Origin of the sequence: Microcoleus sp. AT9b-C3, assembly GCF_036705485.1 — a bacterium.
Lineage (GTDB): Bacteria > Cyanobacteriota > Cyanobacteriia > Cyanobacteriales > Microcoleaceae > Microcoleus.
Genome location: NZ_JAUBUR010000028.1, coordinates 69,226 through 94,635 on the forward strand (window position 1 = coordinate 69,226; position 25,410 = coordinate 94,635).

The 25,410-nt window shown below is 47.2% G+C and carries 21 protein-coding genes; 8 read left to right on the top strand and 13 right to left on the bottom strand.

Annotation, left to right across the window (positions count from 1 at the left end; translation table 11 throughout):
* Positions 1 to 25 precede the first annotated feature (25 nt).
* Both QUB77_RS22735 and QUB77_RS22740 read left to right on the top strand, forming a co-directional pair.
* The gene (locus tag QUB77_RS22735) at positions 26 to 772 is read left to right on the top strand and encodes a DUF1995 family protein (protein ID WP_333177491.1); all 747 of its coding nucleotides are present in this window, start codon (positions 26 to 28) and stop codon (positions 770 to 772) included.
* Between the two features lie 329 nt (positions 773 to 1,101).
* Positions 1,102 to 1,872 carry a metallophosphoesterase family protein gene (locus tag QUB77_RS22740; RefSeq protein WP_333177488.1) on the top strand — a complete coding sequence of 257 codons (771 nt, stop codon included), beginning with the start codon at positions 1,102 to 1,104 and terminating at the stop codon, positions 1,870 to 1,872.
* A 269-nt stretch (positions 1,873 to 2,141) separates the two neighbouring features.
* Here the strand turns inward: QUB77_RS22740 and QUB77_RS22745 are convergent, their stop codons facing one another.
* The gene (locus QUB77_RS22745; protein WP_333177485.1) at positions 2,142 to 2,993 is read right to left on the bottom strand and encodes a M48 family metallopeptidase; all 852 of its coding nucleotides are present in this window, start codon (positions 2,991 to 2,993) and stop codon (positions 2,142 to 2,144) included.
* Between the two features lie 372 nt (positions 2,994 to 3,365).
* On the opposite strand from QUB77_RS22745, the gene QUB77_RS22750 reads away from it, so the two are divergent.
* Entirely contained in the window at positions 3,366 to 3,890 is a 525-nt protein-coding gene (locus tag QUB77_RS22750) for a DUF4330 domain-containing protein (RefSeq protein ID WP_333177483.1), read from the top strand.
* 116 nt (positions 3,891 to 4,006) lie between these two features.
* Here QUB77_RS22750 and QUB77_RS22755 read toward each other — a convergent pair whose 3' ends face one another.
* Positions 4,007 to 4,411 (bottom strand): IS4 family transposase, encoded by a 405-nt coding sequence (locus tag QUB77_RS22755; protein WP_333177481.1) that lies wholly within the window; start codon positions 4,409 to 4,411, stop codon positions 4,007 to 4,009.
* Positions 4,412 to 4,460: 49 nt separating this feature from the next.
* Positions 4,461 to 5,432 (bottom strand): stage II sporulation protein M, encoded by a 972-nt coding sequence (locus QUB77_RS22760; RefSeq protein WP_333177478.1) that lies wholly within the window; start codon positions 5,430 to 5,432, stop codon positions 4,461 to 4,463.
* 80 nt (positions 5,433 to 5,512) lie between these two features.
* Here QUB77_RS22760 and QUB77_RS22765 point away from each other — a divergent pair, with 80 nt between their 5' ends.
* Together QUB77_RS22765 and QUB77_RS22770 are read left to right on the top strand one after the other, a co-directional pair.
* On the top strand, positions 5,513 to 6,376 hold the full coding sequence (locus QUB77_RS22765) for a glycerophosphoryl diester phosphodiesterase membrane domain-containing protein (RefSeq protein ID WP_333177475.1): 864 nt from the start codon (positions 5,513 to 5,515) through the stop codon (positions 6,374 to 6,376).
* 224 nt (positions 6,377 to 6,600) lie between these two features.
* Positions 6,601 to 7,389 (top strand): RDD family protein, encoded by a 789-nt coding sequence (locus QUB77_RS22770; protein ID WP_333177472.1) that lies wholly within the window; start codon positions 6,601 to 6,603, stop codon positions 7,387 to 7,389.
* Positions 7,390 to 7,461: 72 nt separating this feature from the next.
* Here QUB77_RS22770 and QUB77_RS22775 read toward each other — a convergent pair whose 3' ends face one another.
* The gene (locus QUB77_RS22775) at positions 7,462 to 9,570 is read right to left on the bottom strand and encodes a GAF domain-containing protein (RefSeq protein ID WP_333177469.1); all 2,109 of its coding nucleotides are present in this window, start codon (positions 9,568 to 9,570) and stop codon (positions 7,462 to 7,464) included.
* Positions 9,571 to 9,885: 315 nt separating this feature from the next.
* Between QUB77_RS22775 and QUB77_RS22780 the strand changes: the two genes are divergently transcribed.
* Complete coding sequence (locus QUB77_RS22780) at positions 9,886 to 10,788, top strand: pantothenate kinase (RefSeq protein WP_333177466.1); 903 nt, start codon at positions 9,886 to 9,888, stop codon at positions 10,786 to 10,788.
* A gap of 102 nt (positions 10,789 to 10,890) precedes the next feature.
* Here QUB77_RS22780 and QUB77_RS22785 read toward each other — a convergent pair whose 3' ends face one another.
* The 3 genes from QUB77_RS22785 to bcp all read right to left on the bottom strand — a co-directional run bounded on the left by QUB77_RS22785 (position 10,891) and on the right by bcp (position 12,863).
* Entirely contained in the window at positions 10,891 to 11,697 is an 807-nt protein-coding gene (locus tag QUB77_RS22785) for an alpha/beta hydrolase (protein WP_333177464.1), read from the bottom strand.
* Between the two features lie 159 nt (positions 11,698 to 11,856).
* On the bottom strand, positions 11,857 to 12,312 hold the full coding sequence (locus tag QUB77_RS22790; protein WP_333150782.1) for an NUDIX hydrolase: 456 nt from the start codon (positions 12,310 to 12,312) through the stop codon (positions 11,857 to 11,859).
* Between the two features lie 62 nt (positions 12,313 to 12,374).
* Positions 12,375 to 12,863, bottom strand: coding sequence for a thioredoxin-dependent thiol peroxidase (gene bcp / locus QUB77_RS22795; protein ID WP_333177461.1), 489 nt, complete (start codon positions 12,861 to 12,863; stop codon positions 12,375 to 12,377).
* A gap of 465 nt (positions 12,864 to 13,328) precedes the next feature.
* Between bcp and QUB77_RS22800 the strand changes: the two genes are divergently transcribed.
* Positions 13,329 to 13,517 carry a hypothetical protein gene (locus QUB77_RS22800; protein ID WP_006632360.1) on the top strand — a complete coding sequence of 63 codons (189 nt, stop codon included), beginning with the start codon at positions 13,329 to 13,331 and terminating at the stop codon, positions 13,515 to 13,517.
* A 100-nt stretch (positions 13,518 to 13,617) separates the two neighbouring features.
* On the opposite strand, the gene argH is transcribed toward QUB77_RS22800, so the two are convergent.
* From argH to QUB77_RS22830, 6 genes are all read right to left on the bottom strand, one after another.
* Positions 13,618 to 15,003 (bottom strand): argininosuccinate lyase, encoded by a 1,386-nt coding sequence (gene argH, locus QUB77_RS22805; RefSeq protein ID WP_333177458.1) that lies wholly within the window; start codon positions 15,001 to 15,003, stop codon positions 13,618 to 13,620.
* A gap of 287 nt (positions 15,004 to 15,290) precedes the next feature.
* Entirely contained in the window at positions 15,291 to 15,530 is a 240-nt protein-coding gene (locus QUB77_RS22810) for a hypothetical protein (RefSeq protein WP_333177455.1), read from the bottom strand.
* Positions 15,520 to 17,007, bottom strand: coding sequence for a PP2C family protein-serine/threonine phosphatase (locus QUB77_RS22815; protein ID WP_333177453.1), 1,488 nt, complete (start codon positions 17,005 to 17,007; stop codon positions 15,520 to 15,522). The genes QUB77_RS22810 and QUB77_RS22815 overlap by 11 nt, the downstream gene beginning before the upstream one ends.
* A gap of 577 nt (positions 17,008 to 17,584) precedes the next feature.
* The gene (ftsY, locus tag QUB77_RS22820; RefSeq protein WP_333177450.1) at positions 17,585 to 19,342 is read right to left on the bottom strand and encodes a signal recognition particle-docking protein FtsY; all 1,758 of its coding nucleotides are present in this window, start codon (positions 19,340 to 19,342) and stop codon (positions 17,585 to 17,587) included.
* Between the two features lie 154 nt (positions 19,343 to 19,496).
* Positions 19,497 to 20,129, bottom strand: coding sequence for a transcription antitermination factor NusB (gene nusB / locus QUB77_RS22825; RefSeq protein ID WP_333177448.1), 633 nt, complete (start codon positions 20,127 to 20,129; stop codon positions 19,497 to 19,499).
* A 407-nt stretch (positions 20,130 to 20,536) separates the two neighbouring features.
* Positions 20,537 to 21,262 carry a DUF502 domain-containing protein gene (locus QUB77_RS22830; protein ID WP_333135998.1) on the bottom strand — a complete coding sequence of 242 codons (726 nt, stop codon included), beginning with the start codon at positions 21,260 to 21,262 and terminating at the stop codon, positions 20,537 to 20,539.
* 1,135 nt (positions 21,263 to 22,397) lie between these two features.
* Here QUB77_RS22830 and QUB77_RS22835 point away from each other — a divergent pair.
* The gene (locus tag QUB77_RS22835; protein WP_333177446.1) at positions 22,398 to 25,226 is read left to right on the top strand and encodes a PAS domain S-box protein; all 2,829 of its coding nucleotides are present in this window, start codon (positions 22,398 to 22,400) and stop codon (positions 25,224 to 25,226) included.
* Positions 25,227 to 25,410 lie beyond the last annotated feature (184 nt).

Genomic DNA, 25,410 nt, shown 5'->3' on the forward strand with positions numbered 1-25,410 from the left:
AAGTCGAGTAAAAACAATAAGATTAATGACAGAACTGCCCAAGGATCTCAACGAGGCGATCGCCCAATCCCGCATTGCCACCGCCGCTGCCCTCTCGGACGGCAAAAATCTACTTCAAGTCGAATTAGTATTTCCAGAAATCGCCCTGCAAGCACAGTCTATCACCTTACAATTCCTCCCAGAATTTGAGGAAATCTACCCCGGAGTAAAAGTCTTTTTTCCCGACACCGGTGCGGCAGCCCTCGCGCGCCGTGACTGGGGAGAAACACCCTTTAAAGTCACTGATTTGGGTAGCAGTCGCACCCCTGTTGAAGATAAAATAGCACCGGAAGATCAACTTTTCCTTTTGATCAATCCAGCAGCCGTAGAAGTTGCCCAAGTAGAAAAAATTTACATAGCTGCGGCCGGTCGCCCAGTAATTCTACTCAACCCGCGCCTGGAAGATGTTGCCACTATAGGTATAGGCTATGCGGGCCGCCAATTGCGCGATCGATTCCTCAGCAAAATTGAATCCTGCTACTATATCAGACCCCTAGACACTGCTGCTTTATTCCGCTGCTACCCTCAACCGTGGCAAGTGTGGCTGGAAACAAACGACGAATACGAACTAATTTCTGAAACCGCCCAAAAACCAGTCGGAGACGATTTAGAGCGGATTTTAGCCGCTTCTGTCCCAAGCGCCGATCCTGACTCCACCACACCTGCAAAACCTCTAAAAAAGAAAGGTTTTTTGGCAGAACTCCAGACATTCCTCAAAGCTTTGACTCAGTGACAATCGTTAAGGCTCGATCGTATTTTAGGGTGTGTTAGCTAGGATTATTTTCGACTTAATCCGTCGGCTAATCGCTGATGCACCCTAAAGCGTGAAATAATTCAAAGCTTTGCCTCAGTAACAGCAGTTGCAGAACCACAATGAACAGCTTGCCTGTGTTTCTATCAGTAGCTACGCAAACAGGTAGTCGCGAGCTTTACAGAATCTTTATACAAAGCAGTATAATGGGTGACACCCCTCCACCGTAAAAGAGGAGAGGCAAATAGCAGCAAAATCAGATGCTATAAGCTAGAGATGGGGCTTTTGAGTCAGGGAAGCGGATAAACACAATGGAGCACCGGCGCATTGTTATCGGGGACGTACACGGGCATTACGACGGGTTAATGACCCTGCTAGAGGCACTTGCCCCCAGCTCGAACGATCGCGTCTATTTTTTGGGAGACTTAATCGATCGCGGCCCCAAAAGTGCTCAGGTATTAGATTTTGTACAGCAAAGCCCCTACCAAACTCTGTTGGGCAACCACGAACAACTGATGCTGGAGGCTTTGTCGGGGACGCCGATGGATATGCGATCGTGGCAATCTTGGCTCTACAGTGGCGGCGATGCGACAGTAGCGAGCTACAGAGATACAGGGATGATGCCGTACAAACACTTAGAGTGGCTGCGATCGCTCCCCACGCACCTGGACTTAGGGGACATCTGGCTGGTTCACGCCGGCGTTGACCCCCATCTGTCGCTCGATGAACAGTCGATCGAACAACTTTGTTGGATTCGCAGGGAATTTCACACCATGTCGAAACCCTATTTTCCCAATAAATTAATTATCACCGGTCACACGATCACCTTTACCTTTCATGGGGTCAGACCGGGCGAATTAGTCAGGGGCGAAGGGTGGTTGGACATTGACACGGGTGCTTATCATCCCAAAAGCGGCTGGCTGACAGGATTTGACCTCAGCTACCGCAGAGTTTATCAAGTAAATGTATTTAACAATCAAGTCCGAATTTTGCCGTTTGACGAAGTTGTCAGGCAATTGAAGCCGCAGCCGATTGCACCCCCCAAACCTGCGATCGATTCTGTTGTTCAACAGCAGTGTTAAATCAAGTTTTCCTTGTAGGGTATGTCAGCTTAAGTCCGATCTCTTAAATCGAAATTAAATTGCTGCTGACATACCTTAGTAACTGGATTTATTTTTTAAGGAACCGCGAAGACGCGAAGATCGCGAAGTAAGAAAAGAGAAGGGAAGAGAAGAGAAAATACTTCTTGCAAAAGTCCTTTTAAGCAAAGTTTCGGACGGGCTCTCCGGCCCGTCCCAGCTATTTCTGCCAGAGGTCTAAAACAAGAGAGTGCCTGACTGATTTACGTTTGCTACGAACCTAGAAGTCTGCGGATTTCTAGCCTGTAATCCTCATTATTCAAACCTTCACCGCTAGCAAGATCCGGATCTATAGCCTGTGAAATAGCAGCAATACGATCGCCAGTTGCCGGGTGAGTGCTCAAAATGCTAGGAGGAGAAGGCTTGTTGAGCAACTTTTTCATAAAATCAACCATCCCAGATTGAGCGTAGCCTGCTCGCCCCATAGTTTGCAATCCCAACTGATCGGCTTCATACTCAGCTTGGCGACTGTGGGGGCGCCGCAAAGCCAATTCCACCCCAATCTGAACCGCCTGAGATCGATCGAGCCCAGTCGCCGAAGCTACACCTGAAGCTATAGCCATTTGACGCATTTGTTTAAGGGCGTGGCGAGCATTAATGTGAGCGATTTCGTGGGCGATCACACTGGCCAATTCTGCCTCATTGTCCGCCGCTGCCATCAAGCCTTTATTCACATAAACAAAACCGCCCATAGTTGCAAAAGCATTAATCGTGTCGTCGTCAATCACTTGAAAAGTATAAGGAATATTCGGGCGAGTGCTTTCTTGAGCGAGTCGTTGACCGATGCGGTTGATATATTCTGTAGTGTCCCTATCGCGGTCAATCTTAAACTCGCTGTTGGTTAACTGCTGATTAATTTGTTTGCCAATAGCCACCTCTTGGCGATCGGACATATTCGATAATTGAATAACTTGAATGCCTCGAAAAATCAGTTCAGGCAAAGAAAATGCTTGAGTCGGTTCCGGGGAAACCACCCAGATACCTGCAGCCACAATCAGGGACAGAAACAGATAAATCCCCCGGCCGCAAGTACGCCGGCAAGTCAACCAAAAACTTTTTAACATGAGTGATACGTGCCAGAAGTTAGATAAAATTGTAGGAAAAACTCGAAAAGTCACTAAATAGGCAGACGTAATTTGAGGCTGCTTAGTTGCTATTCTAGCTTTTTGTCAATTTTGAACGGCGCCACCAGCTTTTGGGGGCTCCAGCCAAGGCTAACCAACCGCCGTTAACTGGCTTCTGGGTTAAGTGCCCAAGTCATGCGGATTTTGGGCGATCGTTGTGGTAATATCTTTTAGCTTCAGGACTTACGCATCAATAAAGTATGTCATTGCCAGCGGTAGCTCAGCAATAGCAGCATCTGTTTTTCATCGATGTCTGTGTAAGTCCTGAGCTTGTAAACATACTCCTGTCGCTATCAGTATAATAGGCGATTTATGAAAATTTTGGATTCTCAAGGCCGGCTGTTCGGCAAACTCAGCATCCTAGACGTAGGTGCCGCTCTAATCGTACTGCTAGTTGCAGTCGGAATCTTCTTCTTTCCCGGCACTTCTGGGGGTTCCGTCGCCCAAGTCGGCACCAGTGTCAAACCTGTAGAAATTGATGCAATTGCGATCGGTCTCAAAGGAACAAACGTTCAAGATTTGTTCAAAGCAGGTGATAAAATCAATGTGGTGATCCGCAATCAACCCTCCGGTCAGATTACCATCAAATCGGCCAAAACTCTCACCCGAACCCTAGCAGTTCCTCAGCCCAACGGCACTCTGAAAGCTCTCCCCGATCCCAGAGAAGAAGAAGCCTTCAGCAAAAATATGATGTTTACCTTAGAGGGCAAAGGTCAACTTACTGAAAATGGCCCGGTTTTAGGTAATACGAAAGTCAAAATTGGCACTACGCTAGAGCTTGAAGGCAACAAGTACATTTTCAACGCCAGCGTTATCGACGTGCGAGTCAAAGAATAATTAGTAGTCAGTTGTCAGTTGACAGTTGACAGTTGTCAGTGGTTATTGGTGTCTAATTCAGACTAAAATTCATGATAAATCTCGCTTCTAGCAGAGTCTAGATCCCCCTAGCCCCCCTATGCCTTACTCACATCTTTCTTAACAAAATCAGGCTTGACATTCGGGGGGGAACGGGTAGAAACTAATTGCCAGGTAGCAGCGATATCATGCAAGCGTTGTAAGCCTCGCCAGAGAGTCTTAACTCCCGGTTCACCATCTCCTGTTCTACCCAAAAATCCACCAAGTTTCGCAATCCAACTCAGGCAATCACTGAAAGTTGGGGGTGATTGAGTCGGGATAGGAGTCGAATGAATCGTACAGTAAAGTGCTTGCCATTCATGGGTTTCCAGAATAGTGTCAACCCCAGTATCAGGATGATGACGAGATTCGTAAATCATCCACAATAAGCGCCATGCCACAATTGTGTAAGTAGGCAGAGCCCGCTCGATACGCTCAGCAGTTTTCAGTTGTAACGGTTCCAAACCGCATCCACTGTTGAGGACATATTGAGAGATACAAAGGTTGTCAGGCTTAATTTGACACCAATGTAGCCGATCGCCTTTTACTGCAATACATCACCAACAGCGCAAACAACCCGATCCCAGCCAAATACTTCAACGGATCGGGAATTGCCGGATTTGGCGAGAAAAAACCCTCGATCGTACCAGCAATTACCAGCATCGGCACAATCCCAAATACCAATTGTGCAGCTTGAGTACCGTAAAACTTCATGGCATCAGCACGGCGATATTTGCCAGGAAAAAAGATGGCGCGGGCGATGATTAAACCAGCGCCGCCAGCTAAAAAAATCGCAGGCAATTCCAGGGAACCGTGAGGAAATACAAAGGCCCAAAAAGGGTAAGCTAAATTGTGCTGAGCTACTAAACTGGCGATCGCGCCGATGCTCACTCCATTAAATGCCATAATATAAACAGTGTAAAGACCGAAAACAATCCCTCCCCCAACAGCCGCAAAACATACGGATAGATTGTTAGTCATAATACCGCTAGAAGCTAAAGGTTCGATTCCCACAATTGAACCCATCCACAATTTCCCGTCATCGCGTACCGTTTTAATCAAATGTCCAGGAACTACTAGGGACAAAAACGCCGGATCTTGCCAAGCAAACCACCAAGCAATCAACGCCATTACTAAAAAAATACCCGTCGCAGTCGCCGTATAACCAAACGTCTGCTGTACCGTAGCCGGAAAACCCCAGCGGCAAAACTCCACTATAGCTTCCCAATCTTGGCGGCGCGAACCTTGGTAAATTTGGGTGTAGCCACGAGAAGTTAACCTTTGCAAATCTTGTAACAAAATATTACCGACTTCATTTGTCCTCGCCCTAGCCAAATCCGCCGAAACAGAACGGTACAAACTCGCTAATTCCGTGATTTCAGACGCAGCTAGGGACTTTAGCCCCTTTTTTTCTACTTGCTGTAAAAGAGTGTCCAACCGTTTCCAGTTGGGTTCCCGCCGCGCGATCCAACGTTTAATATTCATAAAGTTTTCACTAAGTTCTATTAGATATAGCTTAAGATAGTTGTAAATTTTCCGCCTCAAACCACTACACCCATCCAGTCATGCCTAAAAAAAATCTTAGTTCTTCTGGACAAACAGGCCCCTTGAGCGTCGGTAACGTTGTTAGTGCTAGTTTGCGGATTTACCGCGACCATTTTAAGTCATATTTTGGTTTGGCTTTCACAGCTTATCTGTGGTTGTTAGTTCCGATTTATGGTTGGGCTAAATATTCTGCGATCGCAGCGCTCATTTCTCGTCTGGCTTTCGCTGAAGTTAGGGAAAATCCTGAGACTGTCAGTGATGCTAACAGTGAGGTGAATCCTCGGATGTGGCGTTTTTTGTGGGCGGGTGTATTGACATCTCTGATTTACATTGGGGTTTACTTGGGATGTGCGATCGCGCTGTTAGTTGTGGGAGTGGGGGCTGCTACTATCTTTGGGCAAAATGGCACAATTATTGGAGGTTTGCTGGTAGCCGTTGGGGTCATTGCTTTCTTAATTATATATATCCGAATTCTCTCTCGCTTGCTGATTGTTGAGGTGCCGCTAGCGATCGAGAACAATCAGAGTGCTAGTTCAGCAATCAGTCGCAGTTGGGAGTTAACTAAGGGGTCGGTCGGACGCATTCAGTGGATAGTTGTCGTGGCCTTTTTGGTCTCTCTCCCGGTTTACATTGTATCAAATGTACTTACCGCAATCGTTCAAGTTGTTTTACTTAGAGTTTTCGGGCCAGAATCCAGTCTATACTTCTTAGTTTATTGGATTTTGATTGTGGGACTGAGCTTTGGCTTTGGCGCGTTGGTAACTCCTTTTTGGCAAGGTATTAAAGCTATTATCTACTACGACCTCCGCAGTCGCAAAGAAGGTTTGGGTTTGCAAATGCGCGATAAAAAAGGCAATTCAAACAAGCCAAATACCAAAAAATGAATGCCCCGATACCAGATTTATTTAATAAATTTGGTATCTCAATAAATTCAATTTTTCTGAATAAAAAAACCAAACTTGACTGAGGTTATTATATATTGAAAAATAACCCCACCTAATTAAACGTAAGCTCTGCCTTCTGCCTTCTGCCTTCTTCCTTCTTCCTTCTATCCTTTACATCCCGTACATTGCTCGTTGCCGAACCTTCTTCCTTATTCCTTCGATTTATGCCACTTTTTAATCGCTTCACTCTGCACACTCCAGAAAGTGTTGAACTCGAATTTACCTTAGCGGGAATTGGCAACCGAGCATACGCATTGCTGATCGACTATATCATTTTGGGTTTGATCATAGTAGTGTTTCTATTAGGTGTACTGATATTTAATTCACTGTTGCTTGAGACGATCGCAAAGTTGCTAGGAAGTACCAATCGCTTAGAGCTCTGGTTAATAGCAGTTCAGGCATTAATTGGTTTTTTCATTTATGTAGGTTACTTTGTATTTTTTGAAACGGTGTGGTCGGGTCAAACACCAGGCAAGCGTCGTGTCAAAATCCGAGTAATTAGGGATGACGGTCGTCCAGTCAGGCTTCAGCAATCAACACTGCGGGCTTTGTTGCGGCCTTTTGACGACTTATTTTTTATAGGCGTATTTTTTATAGTGTTCAGCCAGCGGGAAAAACGTTTGGGAGATTTGGTAGCAGGCACCCTGGTAATTCAAGAAGAACAACCTCTGACAACTCCTGCATTGAAAGTATCAACATCAGCTCAATCCCTGGCGAAAAAATTGCTGATCGATACCGATATCTCCCGCTTGCTGCCAGAAGATTTTGCTGTAGTTCGAGAGTATTTGCAGCGGCGCGAAGCTATGATACCTAATGCCAGAAATGAATTAAGCAAACAACTGGCTACTCAGGTTAAAGAAATTATTGGTTTGGGAAAACTGCCGACAAAAGTTGATGCTAATCTCTTTTTAGAGGCTGTATATCATGCCTATCAGCAGCAAGTTGACAATTAATATCCAGTCCGGTTAATTACTTATCAATCCACGGGCAGGGGGAATTAGTCATTAATCTGACTAAAGCAGAAATTATCCACTTACCCTCCTCTGATTTGTCAGGGGCAACTCTACAATAAACTCACTTCCTTCGCCAACCTGACTGACGCAGCTCAGCTTGCCGCCGTGAGCTTGAACAATTACCTGATAGCACACTGAAAGTCCTAAACCAGTGCCTTTTCCCACAGGTTTAGTAGTAAAAAATGGGTCAAAAATCTTGTCTTGAATTTCTGCAGGAATGCCAGTTCCCGTGTCGCGGACAGAGATTGTTACCCAGTCCGGCTCGCTTTGCCAACTGCGAATGGTTAATTCCCCCGGTTGGCTCGTTGACTGGAGCGCATCTAAAGCATTGTCAATCAAATTATAAAATACTTGGTTAATTTGACTGGCATGACATTGAACAGGCGGCAAATTGCCGTATTGCTTTTCTATTTTGATATGGGTTTTTAGCTTATTTTGCAGCATCAAGAAACTGCTTTCTAAACCTTCATTCAAATCTACTGGTTTTAATTCAGCGTGGTCTAAACGAGAAAAATTTCGCAGCGTCATCACGATCGAGCGAATCCTCCCGCTGCCTTCTCGCATTGAATTGAGCAGTTTACCAAAATCTTCTCGAATGTAATCGAGTTCTAGTTCTTCATTGATTCTGACAATTGCTTCCGCTGCTTCCGGGCAGGCATTTCCGACCCGTTCTAGAGCTTGGTTCAAGGCTTTAAAATATTCTTGAGCATGAAACAAGTTAGCGTGGATGAAATTGTTGGCGTTGTTAATTTCATGAGCAATTCCCGCTACCATTTGCCCCAAACCTGACATTTTTTCGCTTTGAATCAATTGCTGCTGTGCCGATCGCAATTCTTCTAACGCAGCCTGCAATTGCTGGGTTTGAGCTTGAGATTTTACCGCAGCATCTTGGACTTGGCTGTAAAGTTCTGCTTGCTGAATGGCGATCGCCATTTGGTTGGCTATCTGGGATAGCAACTCCATTTCTTGTCGCTGCCAATTGCGGGTATCCCCGCACTCGTGAGCAATCAGCAAACCCCACAGCCTACCGGGAAATTGAGGATTATAGCTTCCGGCTGTGTCGGGGGTATTTTCTTCAGTTCTTGATGTAACAATCGGCACAATCAGATTAGCTTTTACCTGCAAACGGTCTAAGAAATCGACATGGCAAGGCTCTAAACCAGCATTAAAAATATCATTAATGGCTTTGACTCGCCCTTGCTGGTAAAGATCGGCGTAATCTCCCCGGAAACACTTATCAGCCCCCATATCTCCTAAAATTGAAGGCCAAGGAATGACCATATCTTCAACAACAACTTTTCCTTGCCAGTTGTCTTGAAACTGATAGATGATTACGCGATCGCACTGCAACATTTGGCGGACTTCCCTCACCGCTGTTTCCAGGATAGTTCCCAGATCCAGGGTACTGCGAATTTGGTTGCCGATCAGCCGTAGCAGCGATTCTCGTTCGGCTTGGCGCCTGGTTTTGCTATAGAGTTTGGCTTGATTGATCGCGATCGCCAATTGCGATCCTACCCCTTCTAAAAGCTGCCTTTCCCAATCAGTCCATTCCCGTTCGCGATCGCACTGATGCAAGCCAATTATGCCATTCACTTCACCTTGATAGCGAGTAGCTACTGCCAGCATTGACTTAATCTCCAAAGCTTCGGCAATTTTTCGGGTTTGTGGGTTCAATCCCGGAAAATCGAGAAACTTCGTCACTGCTAGGGACTCTTGCTGAGACACGACGGCAGCCAAATGCGGGTTGTCACTCATCGGTACTTTCATTCCCAGTTGAATCGGATAGTCCCCCGCGTTGTACTCTCCGCGCGTGACTAAAGTTTTTTCTGTATTTGATTCTTTGACTAAAATGCTCACGCGACTGCACTGTAATGCTTGCCCCAGCAATCTGCAGGCCGATGTCAAAATTTCTTCTATGTCAAGTGTACTGCGAATTTCGTTATTAATTTGGTTCAGCAAGTTTGATAACTGAACTTGCTGCTGCATCTGCACGATTAGGGCTTTTTGTTGGTCTACTTCCTGCAGCGAAAGACTTTCTTCCTGCCTCCAGTTTTCCGATTCAGGCAACCGCGAAGTTACTCTCGGCCAGGGGTTTTCGTGTTCTTGTATTTTCAAAGACATATTTACTCAGCAGTTGTACAGTATTTTGATTGAGTCTGGTTTTATAAACCTATGCTTACCCCGCCAACAGCCCCATCGCAGCTACCAGGACTTTTGGAGTATCTTAATACATTATAAAGGATGCAGCCTGAGCAAAGCAATTATTTGCTTTACAAATATTTATATTTAGCAAGTATGCCCTCTGTCGCCCACAATACTAATTGGCGCGTGGCATGGAACTTGGTCAGATGTCAAATAGAGTTAACCGCCCGGTTAAGCGAACAAAATTCATCTAAAATCTATCTTTAGTTCAATGTTTGCGCGCGATCGATCAACATGGAAAACTCAATAACCGACAATTTTCGTTCGCCAGCAACCAGCGACAACATTAGTTCTGGATGCAAAGGTAAAGACCAAATTAAAATAGCTTTAGCGATCGGCAATTCCCGGCTGCACTGGGGATTATTTGTGGGCAAAACCCTGGAGAAAACATGGGATACAGACCATATCAATGCTGATGCTGTTTCCCACCTCTGGGAGGGGGAAAAAGCAGAATATTTGGTGCAAATAGTAATGAGGTCGATCGAGGAAATATATTCTCAAAATCTCCTTTCTCTTCCTGCGACTACCGCTTTTTCTAATCCTCACACACTTTCTTTAGTGCCGCTGCCTCTAATTTTGGCCTCAGTAGTTACCCAGCAAACAGCAATTTGGCAGAGTTATCCTGAGGTCCGAATTATTACTTTAGACCAGTTGCCGATCGGGGGACTCTATCCTACCCTGGGAATTGACAGAGCTTTGGCTGTACTGGGCGCTGGTAACCAATTGGGTTGGCCAGTTTTACTTATAGATGCTGGTACAGCTTTAACATTTACTGGGGCTGATGTCAATAGGTATTTAGTTGGGGGCGCAATCTTACCAGGTTTGGGTTTGCAGTTATTGTCGCTAGGTAAAAAAACTGCTGCATTACCTTTAATCACTTTACCACAAAATCTGCCGCACCGCTGGGCGAAAGACACTGCTGGGGCAATTCAAAGCGGAGTTGTGTATACGACGGTAGCAGGAGTCAGGGATTTTATTGAAGATTGGCGGTGTTTGTTTCCTGATAGCAAAATTGCGGTCACGGGGGGCGATCGCACTCTGCTTTTAAAATACCTCACAGCAGCCTTTCCTGATACAGCCGCAGGCTTAATTGACGCACCAGAGGCTATTTTTTGGGGAATGAGTCATGAGTTATGAGTCATAACTTATGAGTCATTGTTAAGGGGGAGGGATAATGGGGAATTCTTCTTCCCTCTTCCCTATTCCCTCTTCCCTGTTTCTTCCTTACCAATTCCCAATTCACTTAGCAAATTCCCGAATATATTTAGCAACAACCTCCGGGACTTCCTGCGGCAAATTGCTTTCCGCTGGACTGACAACTTGCTGTTCGGCATTAGGAGCCATAGCAGCATAGGATTGACACAGAGACGAAGCTGCGGGCGTATCTTCAGAACCGTGCAACAGCAAAACAGGCGCTTTCAGCAAAGGCAAATTCTCATCAACTAACTCCGCTGCAATTTCAGCCCGCCGCCGCCGGAACAGCAACTGCACCGCAACAGGGGACTGCATCAACTGCTGTCTGAACTTTAGCAGTCCGTCAATCTTGTTTTGACTACCCAGCAACTTACCAATAGGATAGATCGATCGCAGCAACCAAAAAGCGAAGGGTGGTTGACCCATTAGCCAGCTAGCCGTCTGCCACCGCCCCCGCCTGTTGCCAACCTTGACGCCTTCTGGGGCCAACAAAACCAAACCCTGAACTCGATCGGGATATTTGATAGCGTAGCTGGTGGCCACCCAGCCGCCCAGAGAATGAGCGATTAAATAAACCTGTCGCACCTTCAAAGTATCGAGGTATTGGGCGAGACATTCCACTTCCAGGTCGATCGAATAATGAAGATTCGGGCGTTCCGAGTCGCCAAACCCCAGCAAATCCGGTGCGAAGCAGTGGTAGTAGGGACTCAAATGTTCGATCGTCCTCAGCCACTGACTGCTGTCGTGCCAAGAACCGTGCAAAAATACTAAATTCGGGCCTTGACCGACTTCGTGCCAAAAGATTTGCCCTACAGAGAGTTTGACCCGAGAATTGCGTAGCGGTGAGTACATCCGGTTAAATATTTAGTAATAAAAAGATGATTAATTTAATGTTCAGAGATTGTGAATATAAAGTAGGAAAACATTTAAAATTAATTCCCCAGTCATCACAGACAATTTTTGACGGCGAGGTAATTTCCGACTTTTCTGAAATTTCGATGCCCCGCCGATTTACGCCAAAGTTGTCAGGCCTTGAAAATAGTCCTGTAAGTGTTGGTCGTTATCGTGGCTGAGTGCGCCCTCCGGCAGGGATGCGGGGAAAAAAGCCTCAACCTCGCTGACTTCAAGCGTATCCTGAACTTGCATCTTTCCCTCTACCTCTGCTGCCACCACGATACAAATCGAGTGCAGGCGAGGATCTCGATCTGCAGCCGAATAAACACCCACCAAGCGACGGATTTTGACTAAATCGAGTCCTGTTTCCTCCGCTAATTCCCGGCGCACTGTCGTCGGAATATCCTCTCCCCAATCCACCATACCTCCCGGCAGTGCCCAGCGACCGTTGTCGCGGCGGCGAATTAACACAATTCGCCCGTCAGGCAATACGGGAATCACCGCAGTACCAGTGACGGGATGTCGAAAAATCAGTCCCAGGACAGTTTGTACAATTTGCCACAATCGACGCATAAACTCAAAAGCTTGTTTAGGAGATAATAACTTCAGGCCTCCTAGCTTGCAGCTCCGGAGTCTTAATTTTTAATTTTTGATTCACGCCAGAGTTCTGGCAAGTCTGCTAGGAGCTCCGCTGCGTGAGTTTCTGGTTTGATTTTCCGATAAACCTTTTCAATCCTACCATCTGGGTCGATCGCGAAGGTCGATCGAGTAATTCCCATAAATTCTTTTCCCATAAACTTTTTGAGTCCGTAACAGCCGTAGGCGGTAGCAACTTCGGCGTTTAAGTCGCACAGCAGGGGAAAAGGCAGTTGATATTTAGCTGCAAACTTGGCGTGGGCCCCGGCCCCGTCTGTACTGACACCGACGACTGAAATATTGCGCGACTGGTAGTCTAAGTAAATATCGCGAAAGCCGCAAGCTTCTTTAGTACAGCCAGGGGTATTGTCCCTAGGGTAAAAATAAAGTACAACTCGCCGCCCTCGAAAATCTGCAAGGCTGACGACATTGCCTTGCGCGTCGGGCAGGCTGAAGACAGGAGCTATGTCACCGGGATTAATAGTCATTTGTCGTAATTTGTCAAGAGTTTATAGAAATCTTCTGGCAGAGCGAAAACATTGCGTCCCATCAGACCCAGATTCCCAGCGACTTGAATCCCGATGTTCTTTTTTCAGGGTCTTGTACCGGGTGTGCTATGATCGTCATCGGTCTAAAATTGAGTATAACTAGCCAACGTAAAAACTTAACTGGATTAGTTGAGTACGTAGTCACACCTAACGGTGTTGCGGTTTAGGAAAGCTAAATTTGAAGAAAACCTAACTACATAAAGAGAACTGATCGAGTACGGTATGGCATACCGGAATTTACGCTTGGGGAGAAGACACCTATATTTTGGCGGGAGAAATCCTGTTACAAGCAAGTGACTTCGCTGAACCAAGAATCTCAGTCACCAAGAGTGCACAGAGTGTCAAACTTAAGAATCCCCGTGCGTGAAAGCCCGGGGACTGTCAATGTTTATTAGTGAGGTCAGAATGGCTAAGCGCCGCAATCTCAAGAAAGAAAAGGCACAACGAAATCAAGCATACGCTCGCAAGTTTCGCAAGCGGAGAAATCAAGATATGTTCTCCAACAAGAGAAGACGATTTGACGGCGGCAACGGCGGTGGCATGGGCGCCATGAGCGGCGGCAGAGACAAAGACATGGCTGCTGCTGAAGATTAATTGAGCCAGGCTATCTGCCGAACTTAGAACCAGAGTGGAAAACACGATCGTTCTTTCGTAGAGATAGCCAGCCGGAATTTGTCCAATAATTCAACGATGTTTAGGCGAGTCGATCGCGCGCAGCGATAAGTGATTTTCTCACTTGTTCAAACCCGGTACCCCCGTAACTATTGCGAGCCGCCACCACTTGCTGAGGTGCGATCGCGCTGTAAATGTCTGTCTCAAAGGCTGGGTGCAAGTCTTTCCACTCCTCAAGTGTCAAATCTTTGAGGAGTTTGCCCCCCGAAAGGCAAGTTTTGACGACTTTGCCGACAAGGTTGTAAGCTTCCCGGAAGGGAACGCCTTTGGCGGCCAAGTAGTCGGCTACGTCTGTAGCGTTAGAAAAGTCTTCCGTAACAGCAGCAGCGAGGCGTGAGCCATTAAACTCGATTCCTTCGCGCAACAAAATGGTCATTGCTTCCAAGCAACCCTGTACCGTTCTTACGGTATCAAACAAAGCCTCTTTATCTTCTTGTAAATCTTTGTTGTAGGCCAAAGGAAGTCCCTTCACTACTACCAACAAGGCTTGCAAGTTACCGAACACCCGCCCCGCTTTGCCCCGCACCAACTCCGGCACGTCGGGATTTTTTTTCTGGGGCATGATGCTAGAACCCGTAGCGCAGCTATCTTTGAGCGTAATAAATCCAAATTCGTGAGAAGACCACAAAATCATTTCTTCTGACAAGCGGCTCAGGTGTACCATAATCAAGCTGGCTGCAGCGAGAAATTCGATCGCAAAATCTCGATCGCTCACTCCATCTAAGCTATTAGCATAAACCTTGTCAAACTGCAATAGTTCTGCCGTATAATGTCGGTCAATTGGGAAAGTCGTCCCTGCCAGCGCGCCACAACCCAAAGGCGAAACATTCACCCGCTTGCAGATATCGCCGAGACGTTCCCAATCGCGATCGGTCATTTCAAAATAAGCTAACAGGTAATGAGCCAAACTGATGGGCTGAGCGCGCTGTAAGTGCGTATAACCAGGGATTAAAGTTTCCACGTTACGATCGGCAAGATCGAGCAAAACCCCTTGAAATTCCCGCAATTGCTCGCGAATTTCGGCGATGCGATCGCGCAAATACAAGCGAGTATCAGTGCCGGCTTGATCGTTGCGCGATCGGGCCGTGTGCAGCTTTTTGCCCGCATCCCCCACGATCTCCGTCAGCCGCTTCTCTACAGCGAAGTGAACGTCTTCTGCATCAACTCCCGGAACAAAAAGTCCTTGGCGGTATTCGCGGCGGATCTGTTCCAAACCATTGACTAACTGTTCGCCTTCTGCTGCGGAAATAATCCCCGTTTTGGCCAGCATTTTAGCGTGAGCGACAGAACCCGTCAAGTCATACTCAATCAATTCAATATCGAAGCCAATACTAGCATTGAATCGGGCGATCGCCGGGTGCAGCGCCGATTCAAATCTTTGACTCCAAGTTTTTTGTTGTGTTGTCATTGCTCAAGCTAAAACTAGATTGTATCTCTCTTGCAGAAGTCTATAAAACCGGTTTGTAGCAAAGACTTTAGTCTTTCCTCCGGTTTGTAGTCAGCACTTTAGTCCTCCATTCCCCATTCGGCAAGAAAAAACTCAAGTCCTGACTACCAACTTTTTATACATCTTTTAACCAAAAAAAACTGAAGTCTGGACTACAAAATTGTGAAACTTTTGCTGCCTCAGAAAACAGTGAAGTTGGGCCTACGAACCTTTTAAATCTGTTACCGATACCTTCTTAGACAAGAACTCTAACGAAAAATCCCTTTCAAGAACCAGCCAACAAAAATACCTATAAAAAAAGCTCCTATTTGACCAGTCGAAACAAAATTCTGCCAAGCTTTCTGGAAATTCGTAAAAATTTCGTAACTTTGACCCAAAACCACCGTCGAACTCAAATGAGATTTCAAAACTACCACGTGAGCGACCTCGTTCCAATTAATCGAACTGGTTAATCCAGCAATAATTTCCGGCATTAAATTAACTATCATGGTGATTTTCTCCTGCTAAAGGTGTTACCCTCAGTACAACCAGTGTCATGTCATCTTCGTTACGATTGCCGATGCCGATAAACTGGTGTACCCGATCGAACAAATAATCCAAAATTTCTTCAGACTGCTGATAATTTTGACAGGCCCACTGAAAAGCCGAGGTCAAGTTATCCTCATCAAACCGATCGCCCCTTTGATTAGCAGCATCGGTAAATCCGTCTGTGTAATAAATAATAGTATCTCCTGGCTGCAATTGCACTTGAGCTTCTTGGTAATGCGAATCAGCATCCAGGCCAATTAACATACCCTCCAAAGTATCGAGCTGAAGAATCGTATTAGTTGCAGCTTGCCACAGCAAAGGCGGGTGGTGAGCAGCATTGCTGTAAGACAAAACGCGAGTTTTCGGGTCATACTCCGAATAAAACAGAGTCACAAAACGGTGGGAATTTTCCAAATCCGCGTGCATAACCCGGTTTAAATGTTGCAAAATTCTCGACGGCGAGTGGCGGTTCAAAACCTCCGCCCGCAGCATACCCCGTGTCATCGTCATCAACAGGCCAGCCGGTACTCCCTTGCCCATCACATCGCCAATCACAATGCTCCAGCGGCCCTTGTCGATTTTGGACTTGAGATTTTTAATCAGGGATGGGGGGTTTTCCCCCTCATTCTCCTTGCCGATCGGGTCATAGTCAGCGGGAATAAAATCATAATAATCTCCGCCGACTCTGCTAGCAGTTTGGCAGCGGGCGGCCACGTCAACACCGGGAATTTTCGGACAACTGCGGGGCTGCAGCCGCAATTGAATTTCCGCCCCGATTTCTAACTCTCTATCTAAGCGGTCTTTTTCCGCCAACTTAACAGTAAGTTCGTCTTTGCAAATAGCCACAGCAGTTTGATCCGCCACCAACCGAACTAATTTCTGTCTGCTGGGAGTCCAGAGATATTGTGGGTCACTGCTAAAAACATAAAGCCGCCCCCGTTCCAAATTGTTGACTAAAATTGGCGCCCCAAACAAATGAACATCCGGGCCCAAATAACGACCGACTTGCAGGTCTAGACTAGAAGTTTGCCCAGAGGTTTCCGAAAACGATGCAGCAGTAGCGCCCGCACCTGCTGTAGCTTGCCTGGTGGCTATTTCCAGCGCTTTTCGCATATCTTGGCACTGCCGTCCTTCCTGACAATGCAACTGCTGGAACCTGACTTGACCGTTGGGTTTGAACAGCACTAAAGCTCCCCCATCGGCGTCGGTAACGCGAGTCGCAACCAAAGGCACCAACTCCAAAAATTGGTTGAGATTGTTAAAACTTCGCAGGGCAAATCCCAGCGAACCCAACATATCTTGAACGTTGTGCTGATATCGGTGCAAACGCGCCACCAGTTCTTTGAGGGCAAATACTGGCGTCGCGTCGGTGGAATTGCGACCCGAAGGGCGGTCCGCAGGTTGAGGTGAGGAGCGAGGCAAAGGCACAGCAGTCATTTTAAATTTGTGATTTTCGATCTTAGACGGAGGAGGAATGATTGAGGACTTACGGGCCACTTGAACAGAAACCCGTTTTTTTTTCGAGCAAGTAGTTTGGTTTGAGCGAGTAAGTTGGGCACTAGGGCATTGGTATCAACTTAAGTCTAAAGTTCTTAAGAAATATCGTTTATAGCTGAGTCTAGATACCCCCTCAATCCACGCTGCTTGCTCTACTTGGGGCGGCCCAAGACCGCAGTGGCTCCCCTTAAGAAGAAGGGGGACTTTGACCATTTCCTGTCCCACCCGACTATCAAGGGGGCGCCAGGGGGATCTGGAAGAATGTGCAATCAGACAGCCGACTGATACTAAATTTGAGCTGAATTTGATACGCTTGCTTTTGCTCGCGGTTTGAGCCCAACCAAGTAATAACAGAACGAAGGTATTGTTTCTAGATATTTATTTTTCACTTGATCGCTCGTGGCGATCGGCGCAAGTCCTGCGATGCTAGTTTGAGGTTAATAATTTGAGATTTTGAAGATCTGTGTCCGCCTCCCAAAGATGGGGGCGGCTGGCAAATGCCTCATCAATCTAAAATCTAAAATCTAAAATCGAGTAGGGCTTCCACAAATTCGTAACTAGAAAACGGACGCAAGTCTTCGATGCTTTCCCCGACTCCAATAAAGCGGATTGGCAGACCGAGCTGCTGCACTACTGCTAGGGCAACACCACCTTTAGCAGAACCGTCGAGTTTTGTCAATACTACTCCGCTTAATTTGGCCGATTCTGCGAACACTTCTGCCTGTCGCAAACCATTTTGACCCAGTGTGGCATCCAAGACCAGTAGAGATTCTACGGTAGCGCCTGGGGCTTTCTTATCTACAATGCGACGGATTTTACTTAATTCGTCCATCAGATTTTTTTTGTTTTGCAGGCGGCCTGCGGTGTCTACGATCAGCAGTTCTGTGCCTCGGGCGCTGGCAGCCGCGATCGCATCAAACACGACAGCAGCCGGATCGGTATTTTTCCCTGGGTTGGCAATAATTTCAACGCCGCTGCGGGAACCCCAAACTTTCACCTGTTCGACGGCGGCGGCGCGGAAAGTGTCGGCGGCAGCAATCAGGGTTTTGTAGCCGGATTTTTGGGCAATATGGGCAAGTTTGCCGATCGTCGTAGTTTTGCCCGCACCGTTGACTCCTACAATCAACCAGATGTTAAAAGTGTCTTTTTCTGGGGCAAATGTCAGGCTGTAGGCGGGATTACCGGCGGCGGTTTCGGCACAGGGAGCGTCCAGAATGTCGCGCAGGATGGTTTTCAGGTAGGCTAGAGCCTGTTCTGGCGGCAGCACTTCTTGTTTGAGTCTTTCTTGGAGGCGATTGATAATGATGTCGGTGGCTGCGACTCCGACATCGGCTTGTAGCAGCAAAGTCTCAATTTCCGCTACCGCGTCTTGATTGAGCGGGCCTTGACCGACGATCGCCTTTAGTCGATTAATTAAGCTGCGGCGCGTTCTTTCTAAGCCTTTCCGCAGTTTTTGCAGCCAAGTGATTTCTTCGACGGATACTTGGTCTGGGCGGCGGCCTTGACTGGCTAAAATTTCTGAAGACCACAGGAAGCCTTCGTCAAAGGCGAAACCGGGAATTTCTTCGATAATTGCCGCTCTCTCGGCGGCGGCTGCAATTACTTCTGGTTCTTCAAGGGCTGTTTCTTTGAGGCGTTCGATGCGCTCCATCCGATCGGCCTGAGCTCTGGCCCAAAACGGCAGGGCTTCGGCTGCTTCGCCATCGGATGCGAGTGATTGGGTTTCTACAACCTCTGTTGCAGGTTCGGCAATTTCTATATTTTCTGCTGTAACTTCTAATTGTTGAGCAATAGGTGCAATGTCGATCGCCCCGGCTGTGGGTTGCAGAGTTTCTGCAATTTCTCCTGGCACTGCTGCATCGAGTTCCGAAACCTCGGTTGCTTCAACTGTTGCTGGTGCTGCAACTTCTGGAACTTCTGCAACAGTTGGTGCTGTGGGTGCTGGTTCAAGTTCGATCGGCTCGGTTGCTTCAATAGTCGCCGGTTCTGCAACTTCTGCAACTGCTGCGCTTTCTGCTGCGGCTGCTGGAACATCGGGCGCTGCTGTCTCAGAAACTTCTGTTTCGGGTTTTTGCTGTTTTTGAATATTTTTGTAAGCAGCTTTTGCCCAATTGAGATAATCTTCGGCTACAGCAGGAGAGCCTTGCTCTGTTGCATCTGTTTGAGGCTCAACCGATGGGGATTTTGCCGACTCATCTTGTGGCTGTTCGGGGGTTGCCTCTGTTTCTGAAGATTTGCTTTCGCTGTACTGGCGACGAAACCAATTAAATACCATAGGAAATTGGGAATATAGTTATTAGTCCTTAGTTTAGAGCGGATTGCGAATTGCGGATTGTGGATTGCTAATGACTCTGGGTAAGGTTCGCGCCCCGGCGTGCACCCTCCGGGTAAGGTACTCACCAAGCACCCGGAGGACTGAGGACTAAGGACTAGGGACTAACAACTTCTGCATTGATTTTATCGACTACTCGGCGGAGGACTCCGTTGATGAAGCGATGTCCTTCGTCGCCGCTGTAGCGTTTTGCGAGTTGGACGGCTTCGTTGACGCTGACTTGTTCGGGTAAGCCGAGATATAGCATTTCGGCGATCGCGATTCTCATGATATCTCGATCGATCCGGGGCAACCGTTCTATTTGCCAGTCTACAAGGGCTTCCGAGAGCAATTCATCAATTTGAACACGGTTGGCGCTGACTTTCGTCAGGATTTGCAAAGCATAGGTGCGGACATCTTGCTGGTTGGCTAGCTGGATCAGTTCTGGAAACTCCATTGCTGAACCGAGACGGTTGATTGCGGTTTGGGTGAGTTCGACTGCTTCCCGCACCATTGTTCTAGCACTTTGTATATCGGCGGCGCGGATTTCGCTGGCAAGCAGTTTGTCGCTACTCCGCTGCACTTCGGATGCTGCTGCTTCTAGGGATTCTTGAACTTCTGCTGTCAGGGTACGGATGGCGGCGAGGAGAACATCTTGCAGTTTCTTGGCTTCTAAGAGTTCTGGATTCGTTGGCAGTTGGCTGATCCCGAGGAGTGCGAGTTCGCGTGCTGTTTCGCGGGCTTTTTTCATAGTTTTTAGATAGGAATTGAGAATTTAGGAAGTTTTTCGATCGCGCGCGGACTTGAACTTTAGCAGAAAACTCGACTAAAAGCGGTACAAGACCAGCCATCTGACTCGCCAGCGGCGGGTAGTTTACAGATACTTCGCTGTCAAACCCAAGATTTATGCTCGAAACCGGGTTTCTGAGTATAGACTTTCTCAGTTTGGGTTGGTTTTGTCGAAATATTATCTGCTATGGGGAAAGTTTACACGGCCTTACCAGAAAGAATTGGTTTAAAGCCCCAAGCATGAGCGGGAGAAATTAAAAGAAGACTATTCATTACTCCAATCCTCGGACTTCCAGGTAGAGGTAGCTATAAAGCGGTCAACTGTCAACTGTCAACTGTCAACTGAAGGACCACTAAAGATGTCTTGGTTCACTCTTCTTCGACTGGAACAGCCTGGTATCTTGATTCGGATACCAAGGGTTCGAGTGTTTTGCCCTTGATTTTTTCGGGGGTTACGGGAACTGAGTTGCTGGGGTTGACGATGCCGCCAGAGATGATGACTTTAAAGGCATCTTCGATCGACATTGACAAATTGACTAAATCTGCCTCCGGCACTATAGCGTACCATCCGGTAGTGGGGTTCGGAGTGGTGGGGATGAAAATGCCGATCGGGGTTTCACCGGAAAGGTGAGGTGGGATGTCGTTACTCTCGATCGTACCGGTCACAAATGCTAAAGTCCAGATTCCCCGCCGGGGATATTCCACTAACACCACGCGGCGAAATTTGTCGTTTGAGTTGAGGAGGGTTCCCAGCAGTTGTTTGAGGGTTTTGTAAACCGAACCCGCTAGGGGAATTGCCTGCAACACCCGTTCGCCAAAGTCTAGCAGCCACTTGCCGAAAATGTTGCGGGCCATTAAACCGATGACTAAGATGCTCAGCAGGGGTACAGCCAGCCCTACTAAAAGATTTAGCAGATTCACCAAAATTGGGTGGAGTCCGTCAAAAGGGTTGATCTGCTTGGGAATTTTGGTGAGAAAATTGATGACCCAACTGGCGACGGTAATTGTCAGCCAGATGGTGGTAGCTAAGGGGATCACTACCAATAGTCCTGCGATCAGGTCGTTTTTTAAGTCTTGTTTGATGCGTTGGAGCACGGCGGGTCAAATCTCCTCGTAACTGGTTGCCAATAACCTGAATAAAGCTGAGACTAAAGCAACTGCACGGGCTTTACTGGAAGTCACCATAGACGATGGTTTTCAATTCTGCTAAACCCTACCCTTTCTGAGGGGGAAGAGTTAGGGATCGCCGGTGCTGTACCTTTATTTTAAAGAATTATTGCAAGTTGGCGCTTAGTTTTAATATATGCGGGCTGTGCAGCAGCTCACCGTATTGTATATTTTAAGACACTTTGGGTTGCTTCAATCAATAAGCCGATCGGTCATAGGCAGCCAGGGAGTGCAAGTGTAGGGAGTCGAGAGAAAATTTTCTGTGATTTGTATAGGAATTTAATTGGTCGATCGAGCTTTCTCAGATTTTCGGCTGGGTGGCACTTCGTTGTACGGAATTCAGGGGAATCTATGCAGGTTGAGTGCAGTGTCTCTGGAAAAATCTCTCTAGGGATAGATGCAGTGTGACCAGCTATTACTACAATATAGGTGATTTTTGATGGGCGACAACGATAAACAAGGCAACCGTTGCCTACCATCCAACACTTGCATATTAGGCAAATCCGGCAAAAAGTAAAGCAGACAGACGAGCAACTTTGACTTTTTTTGACAGATATATCTATATTCAGGAAATAAGGGCAGAATTCAAGCGAATTCGAGTTTCAAAGGAGCGGCAAAGCAATATATAATTAACTCGGACATCACTACAAAAAAAATAATCTGCCAAACGAGGTAGCAGTAGTTAGTAGCAAGCGAGATAAATTACTACATAGATAGTTGTTTCTAGCCAGAAGAGCGAAACTATTTGTTCAACAGGGTCTACCTAAACTGCTGCATTGAAGCAAGACTCCAGCGATGCCGATTCCTTGGAAGCCGACGAAAGTTAAGGAAAAACAAGCGTACTAGCCGATAACGTCAGAGCGGGGATTCACCTAGCTGCAAGCAGCAATAGACTTGATTAGAAGCTAGGATTGAGATACGAATGCTCAACTCATGAAACCAATTGATTTTTACATTTTTTTATGCCATTAAAAACGCAAGACTTGTTTGGGCTTCACTTAACCAGCCGCAGCGCGATCAAATTTTGTGTCCGCTAATTAATATTTAAGTAAAAGGAATTTTTGTGAAAACGCTCAGTATCCTCTTAGTAGAAGACAGTCCCCTAGATGCCGAACTGATTGAGGCATATCTAATGGATGGCGGGCTCCAATTTTCTCTGGTGTGTGTGGAAACTCGAGAAGACTTTGCCACGGCGCTGGAAAAACAACGTTTTGACATTATTTTGGCAGATTATATGCTGCCTTGTTTTAACGGGATAGCTGCACTGGAAATCGCCCACACTACTTGTCCGGGAGTGCCCTTTATTTTTGTTTCGGCTACTTTGGGCGAGGAAGTGGCGATCGAAACTTTGAAAAGCGGCGCTACTGATTATGTTCTCAAACGCCGTTTGATACGCCTGGTGCCGTCGATTGAGCGGGCCCTGCGGGAAGTTCAAGAACGAAATGAGCGCAAGCAAGCTGAAGCACAGAAGCAGGAGAGCGAAGCGAGATTTCGGATTATGGCAGATACCGCGCCGGTGATGATTTGGATGTCGGACACTGACCAACTTGGCGATTACTTTAACAAAGTTTGGCTGGAGTTTACCGGTAGAACTTTGGCGCAAGAAATGGGCACGGGTTGGATGGAAAACTTGCACCCCGATGACTTACCTGAATGTCTGGATATTTACCAAAAAGCCTTCCAAGCTGGCAGCGAGTATCGGATTGAATGTCGCATGAGACGCTATGACGGTGAATACCGCTGGGTTTTGGGTACAGGCGTACCTCGGTACAGACCCGATCGCACTTTTGCTGGTTACATCGGTTCTTACATCGATATTAGCGATCGAAAACAGGCAGAACAAGAACGCGCTGCCGCTTTGTGCCGCGAACAAGCAGCGAGGTTGCAAGCAGAAGAAACTGCTAAAGCGCTGCAATTGGCAAACGATCAAATTACTAACATTCTCGAAAGCATTACCGATGCTTTTATCGCTATTGATTTAAATTGGAACTATACCTATGTCAACCACCAAGCTATTGAGCTGTTAGGCAGACCAAAAGCAGAACTGATTGGTAAAAAAATTTGGGATATATTTCCCGGTGCTGTCGATTTACCTTTTTACAAAATGGCTACCAAAGCATTAGCAGAAAAGGTAACAATCGAGTATGAAGAATTCGTACCGTTATGGAATAAGTGGTTGAAGATGCGTTTTTATCCTTCCGATTCGGGTGTGTCGGGTTACATCCAAGACGTTACCGATCGCAAGCAAACAGAAGCTGCACTCCAAGCTAGCGAAGAAAAGCTGAGAATGTTAGCCGAAGCTAACTTGATAGGAATTATCTTCGGGGATGTGAACGGCGCTATCGTCGAGGCCAACGATGAATTTTTGCGGATAGTTGGTTACACGCGGGAACAGTTGCAGCGCGGGGAATTAAACTGGATTGACCTCACGCCCCCGGAGTACCAGTCTCTCGACAAGAAGGGGATTGCAGAGGCACAAGCAACGGGGGCTTGCACTCCCTACGAAAAGGAATTCTGGAGGAGAGACGGCAGCCGCATTCCGGTGTTGATCGGATATGTTTTGCTGGCCCAAAAGCGTCAAGAATCTGTGGCTTTTATTCTCGACTTGACGGTGGGCAAGCGGTTGGAAAGAGAACTGCACGATCGAGCCCAGGAATTGGCGCGGGCGAACCGGATTAAAGACGAGTTTCTAGGAACTTTGTCCCACGAATTGCGGACACCGCTGAATGCGATGCTGGGATGGGCGCAACTGCTGCGAAACCGTAAGTTTGACGAAAAAACGACTGTTCGGGCTCTGGAAACGATCGACCGCAATACACGATCGCTGGCAACTCTGATCGAGGATTTGCTGGACGTGTCGCAGATTATTACCGGGAAACTGTCGCTGAATTTGCGGTGGGTGGATGTGATTTCGACTGTTGAGGCTGCGATCGATACTCTCGCGCCCGCGATTGCCGCCAAAAATATTGAAATTGTGACGGATTTCGACCCAACTACCGGGCGGATTTTTGCCGATTCGGGCCGGTTGCAGCAGGTAGCCTGGAATTTGCTGTCGAATGCGATTAAGTTTACTCCCGATGGCGGACAGGTGAAGGTGACGGTGCGAAAGATGCAGGGGACTTTGGCCCCTGATGAATCGGCTTGCTGTAAAAAATTGTCGCCCGCTAGTGTGGAAATTGAGGTCAGCGACACGGGACAAGGGATTTCACAAGAGTTTTTGCCACACGTTTTCGAACGGTTCAGCCAAGCGGACAGCTCTACAAGGCGATCGTACAACGGATTGGGTTTGGGTTTGGCCCTAGTGCGACATTTTGTGGAAATGCACGGGGGGACGGTGCAAGCCGAATCAGCCGGGAAGGGAAAAGGCTCGAGGTTTTTAGTGAAATTGCCAATTCAACAGCTTCATTGCGACGCTGGATTGTCTGTTGCTGGACTTGGGGAGTTGGCGATTCCTCCAAGCAAGGCGCGAGCCCCTGTAAAGGAGTCTTTTGTCAACAGCAATCTTTCTGGAGTGCGGGTATTGGTGGTCGATATCGACGCGGATTCCCTGGATTTTGCCTGTACCGTGCTCGAAGATTGCGGGGCCCTGGTGGAGACGGCTAGCTCTGGAATGGCTGCCCTGGAGGCGATTGAAAGGCTGAATCCAGATGTGTTGGCGATCGATATTGGAATACAGGCCCTTGATGGAGAGGCTCTGCTGCAACAAGTGCGATCGCGGATGGTGGACAGGGAAATTCCGGCGTTGGCGTTCACGGCGGTTGGTAGGGCAGAGGAACGGATACGGGCACTGCAACAAGGTTTTCAAATTTACGTTCCCAAGCCGATCGAGCCTGCTGAGTTGGTGGCGGTGGTGGCAAGTTTGGCGGCGCGATCGAACGATTTTAGATTTTAGATTTTAGATTTTAGATTGACTCCGCGAGGACGGATTTCCTAACTACAAACCAATTTTCTTGGATTCGAGCGATCGAAGAATTCGGGTAAAAAACGTTTTTTTTAGTATTATAGTCATTTCAAATAAATGTGAGACAAATGCAAGATGATGTAAAATGAAGAAAAATGGTTAACTCGGAGCTGAA

Bases quoted from the DNA above. Each gene is read 5' to 3' on its own strand.
- QUB77_RS22735 (WP_333177491.1), top strand. From the start codon at position 26: ATGACAGAACTGCCCAAGGATCTCAACGAGGCGATCGCCCAATCCCGC.
- QUB77_RS22740 (WP_333177488.1), top strand. From the start codon at position 1,102: ATGGAGCACCGGCGCATTGTTATCGGGGACGTACACGGGCATTACGAC.
- QUB77_RS22745 (WP_333177485.1), bottom strand. From the start codon at position 2,993: ATGTTAAAAAGTTTTTGGTTGACTTGCCGGCGTACTTGCGGCCGGGGG.
- QUB77_RS22750 (WP_333177483.1), top strand. From the start codon at position 3,366: ATGAAAATTTTGGATTCTCAAGGCCGGCTGTTCGGCAAACTCAGCATC.
- QUB77_RS22760 (WP_333177478.1), bottom strand. From the start codon at position 5,432: ATGAATATTAAACGTTGGATCGCGCGGCGGGAACCCAACTGGAAACGG.
- QUB77_RS22765 (WP_333177475.1), top strand. From the start codon at position 5,513: ATGCCTAAAAAAAATCTTAGTTCTTCTGGACAAACAGGCCCCTTGAGC.
- QUB77_RS22770 (WP_333177472.1), top strand. From the start codon at position 6,601: ATGCCACTTTTTAATCGCTTCACTCTGCACACTCCAGAAAGTGTTGAA.
- QUB77_RS22775 (WP_333177469.1), bottom strand. From the start codon at position 9,570: ATGTCTTTGAAAATACAAGAACACGAAAACCCCTGGCCGAGAGTAACT.
- QUB77_RS22780 (WP_333177466.1), top strand. From the start codon at position 9,886: ATGGAAAACTCAATAACCGACAATTTTCGTTCGCCAGCAACCAGCGAC.
- QUB77_RS22785 (WP_333177464.1), bottom strand. From the start codon at position 11,697: ATGTACTCACCGCTACGCAATTCTCGGGTCAAACTCTCTGTAGGGCAA.
- QUB77_RS22790 (WP_333150782.1), bottom strand. From the start codon at position 12,312: ATGCGTCGATTGTGGCAAATTGTACAAACTGTCCTGGGACTGATTTTT.
- bcp (WP_333177461.1), bottom strand. From the start codon at position 12,863: ATGACTATTAATCCCGGTGACATAGCTCCTGTCTTCAGCCTGCCCGAC.
- QUB77_RS22800 (WP_006632360.1), top strand. From the start codon at position 13,329: ATGGCTAAGCGCCGCAATCTCAAGAAAGAAAAGGCACAACGAAATCAA.
- argH (WP_333177458.1), bottom strand. From the start codon at position 15,003: ATGACAACACAACAAAAAACTTGGAGTCAAAGATTTGAATCGGCGCTG.
- QUB77_RS22810 (WP_333177455.1), bottom strand. From the start codon at position 15,530: ATGATAGTTAATTTAATGCCGGAAATTATTGCTGGATTAACCAGTTCG.
- QUB77_RS22815 (WP_333177453.1), bottom strand. From the start codon at position 17,007: ATGACTGCTGTGCCTTTGCCTCGCTCCTCACCTCAACCTGCGGACCGC.
- ftsY (WP_333177450.1), bottom strand. From the start codon at position 19,342: ATGGTATTTAATTGGTTTCGTCGCCAGTACAGCGAAAGCAAATCTTCA.
- nusB (WP_333177448.1), bottom strand. From the start codon at position 20,129: ATGAAAAAAGCCCGCGAAACAGCACGCGAACTCGCACTCCTCGGGATC.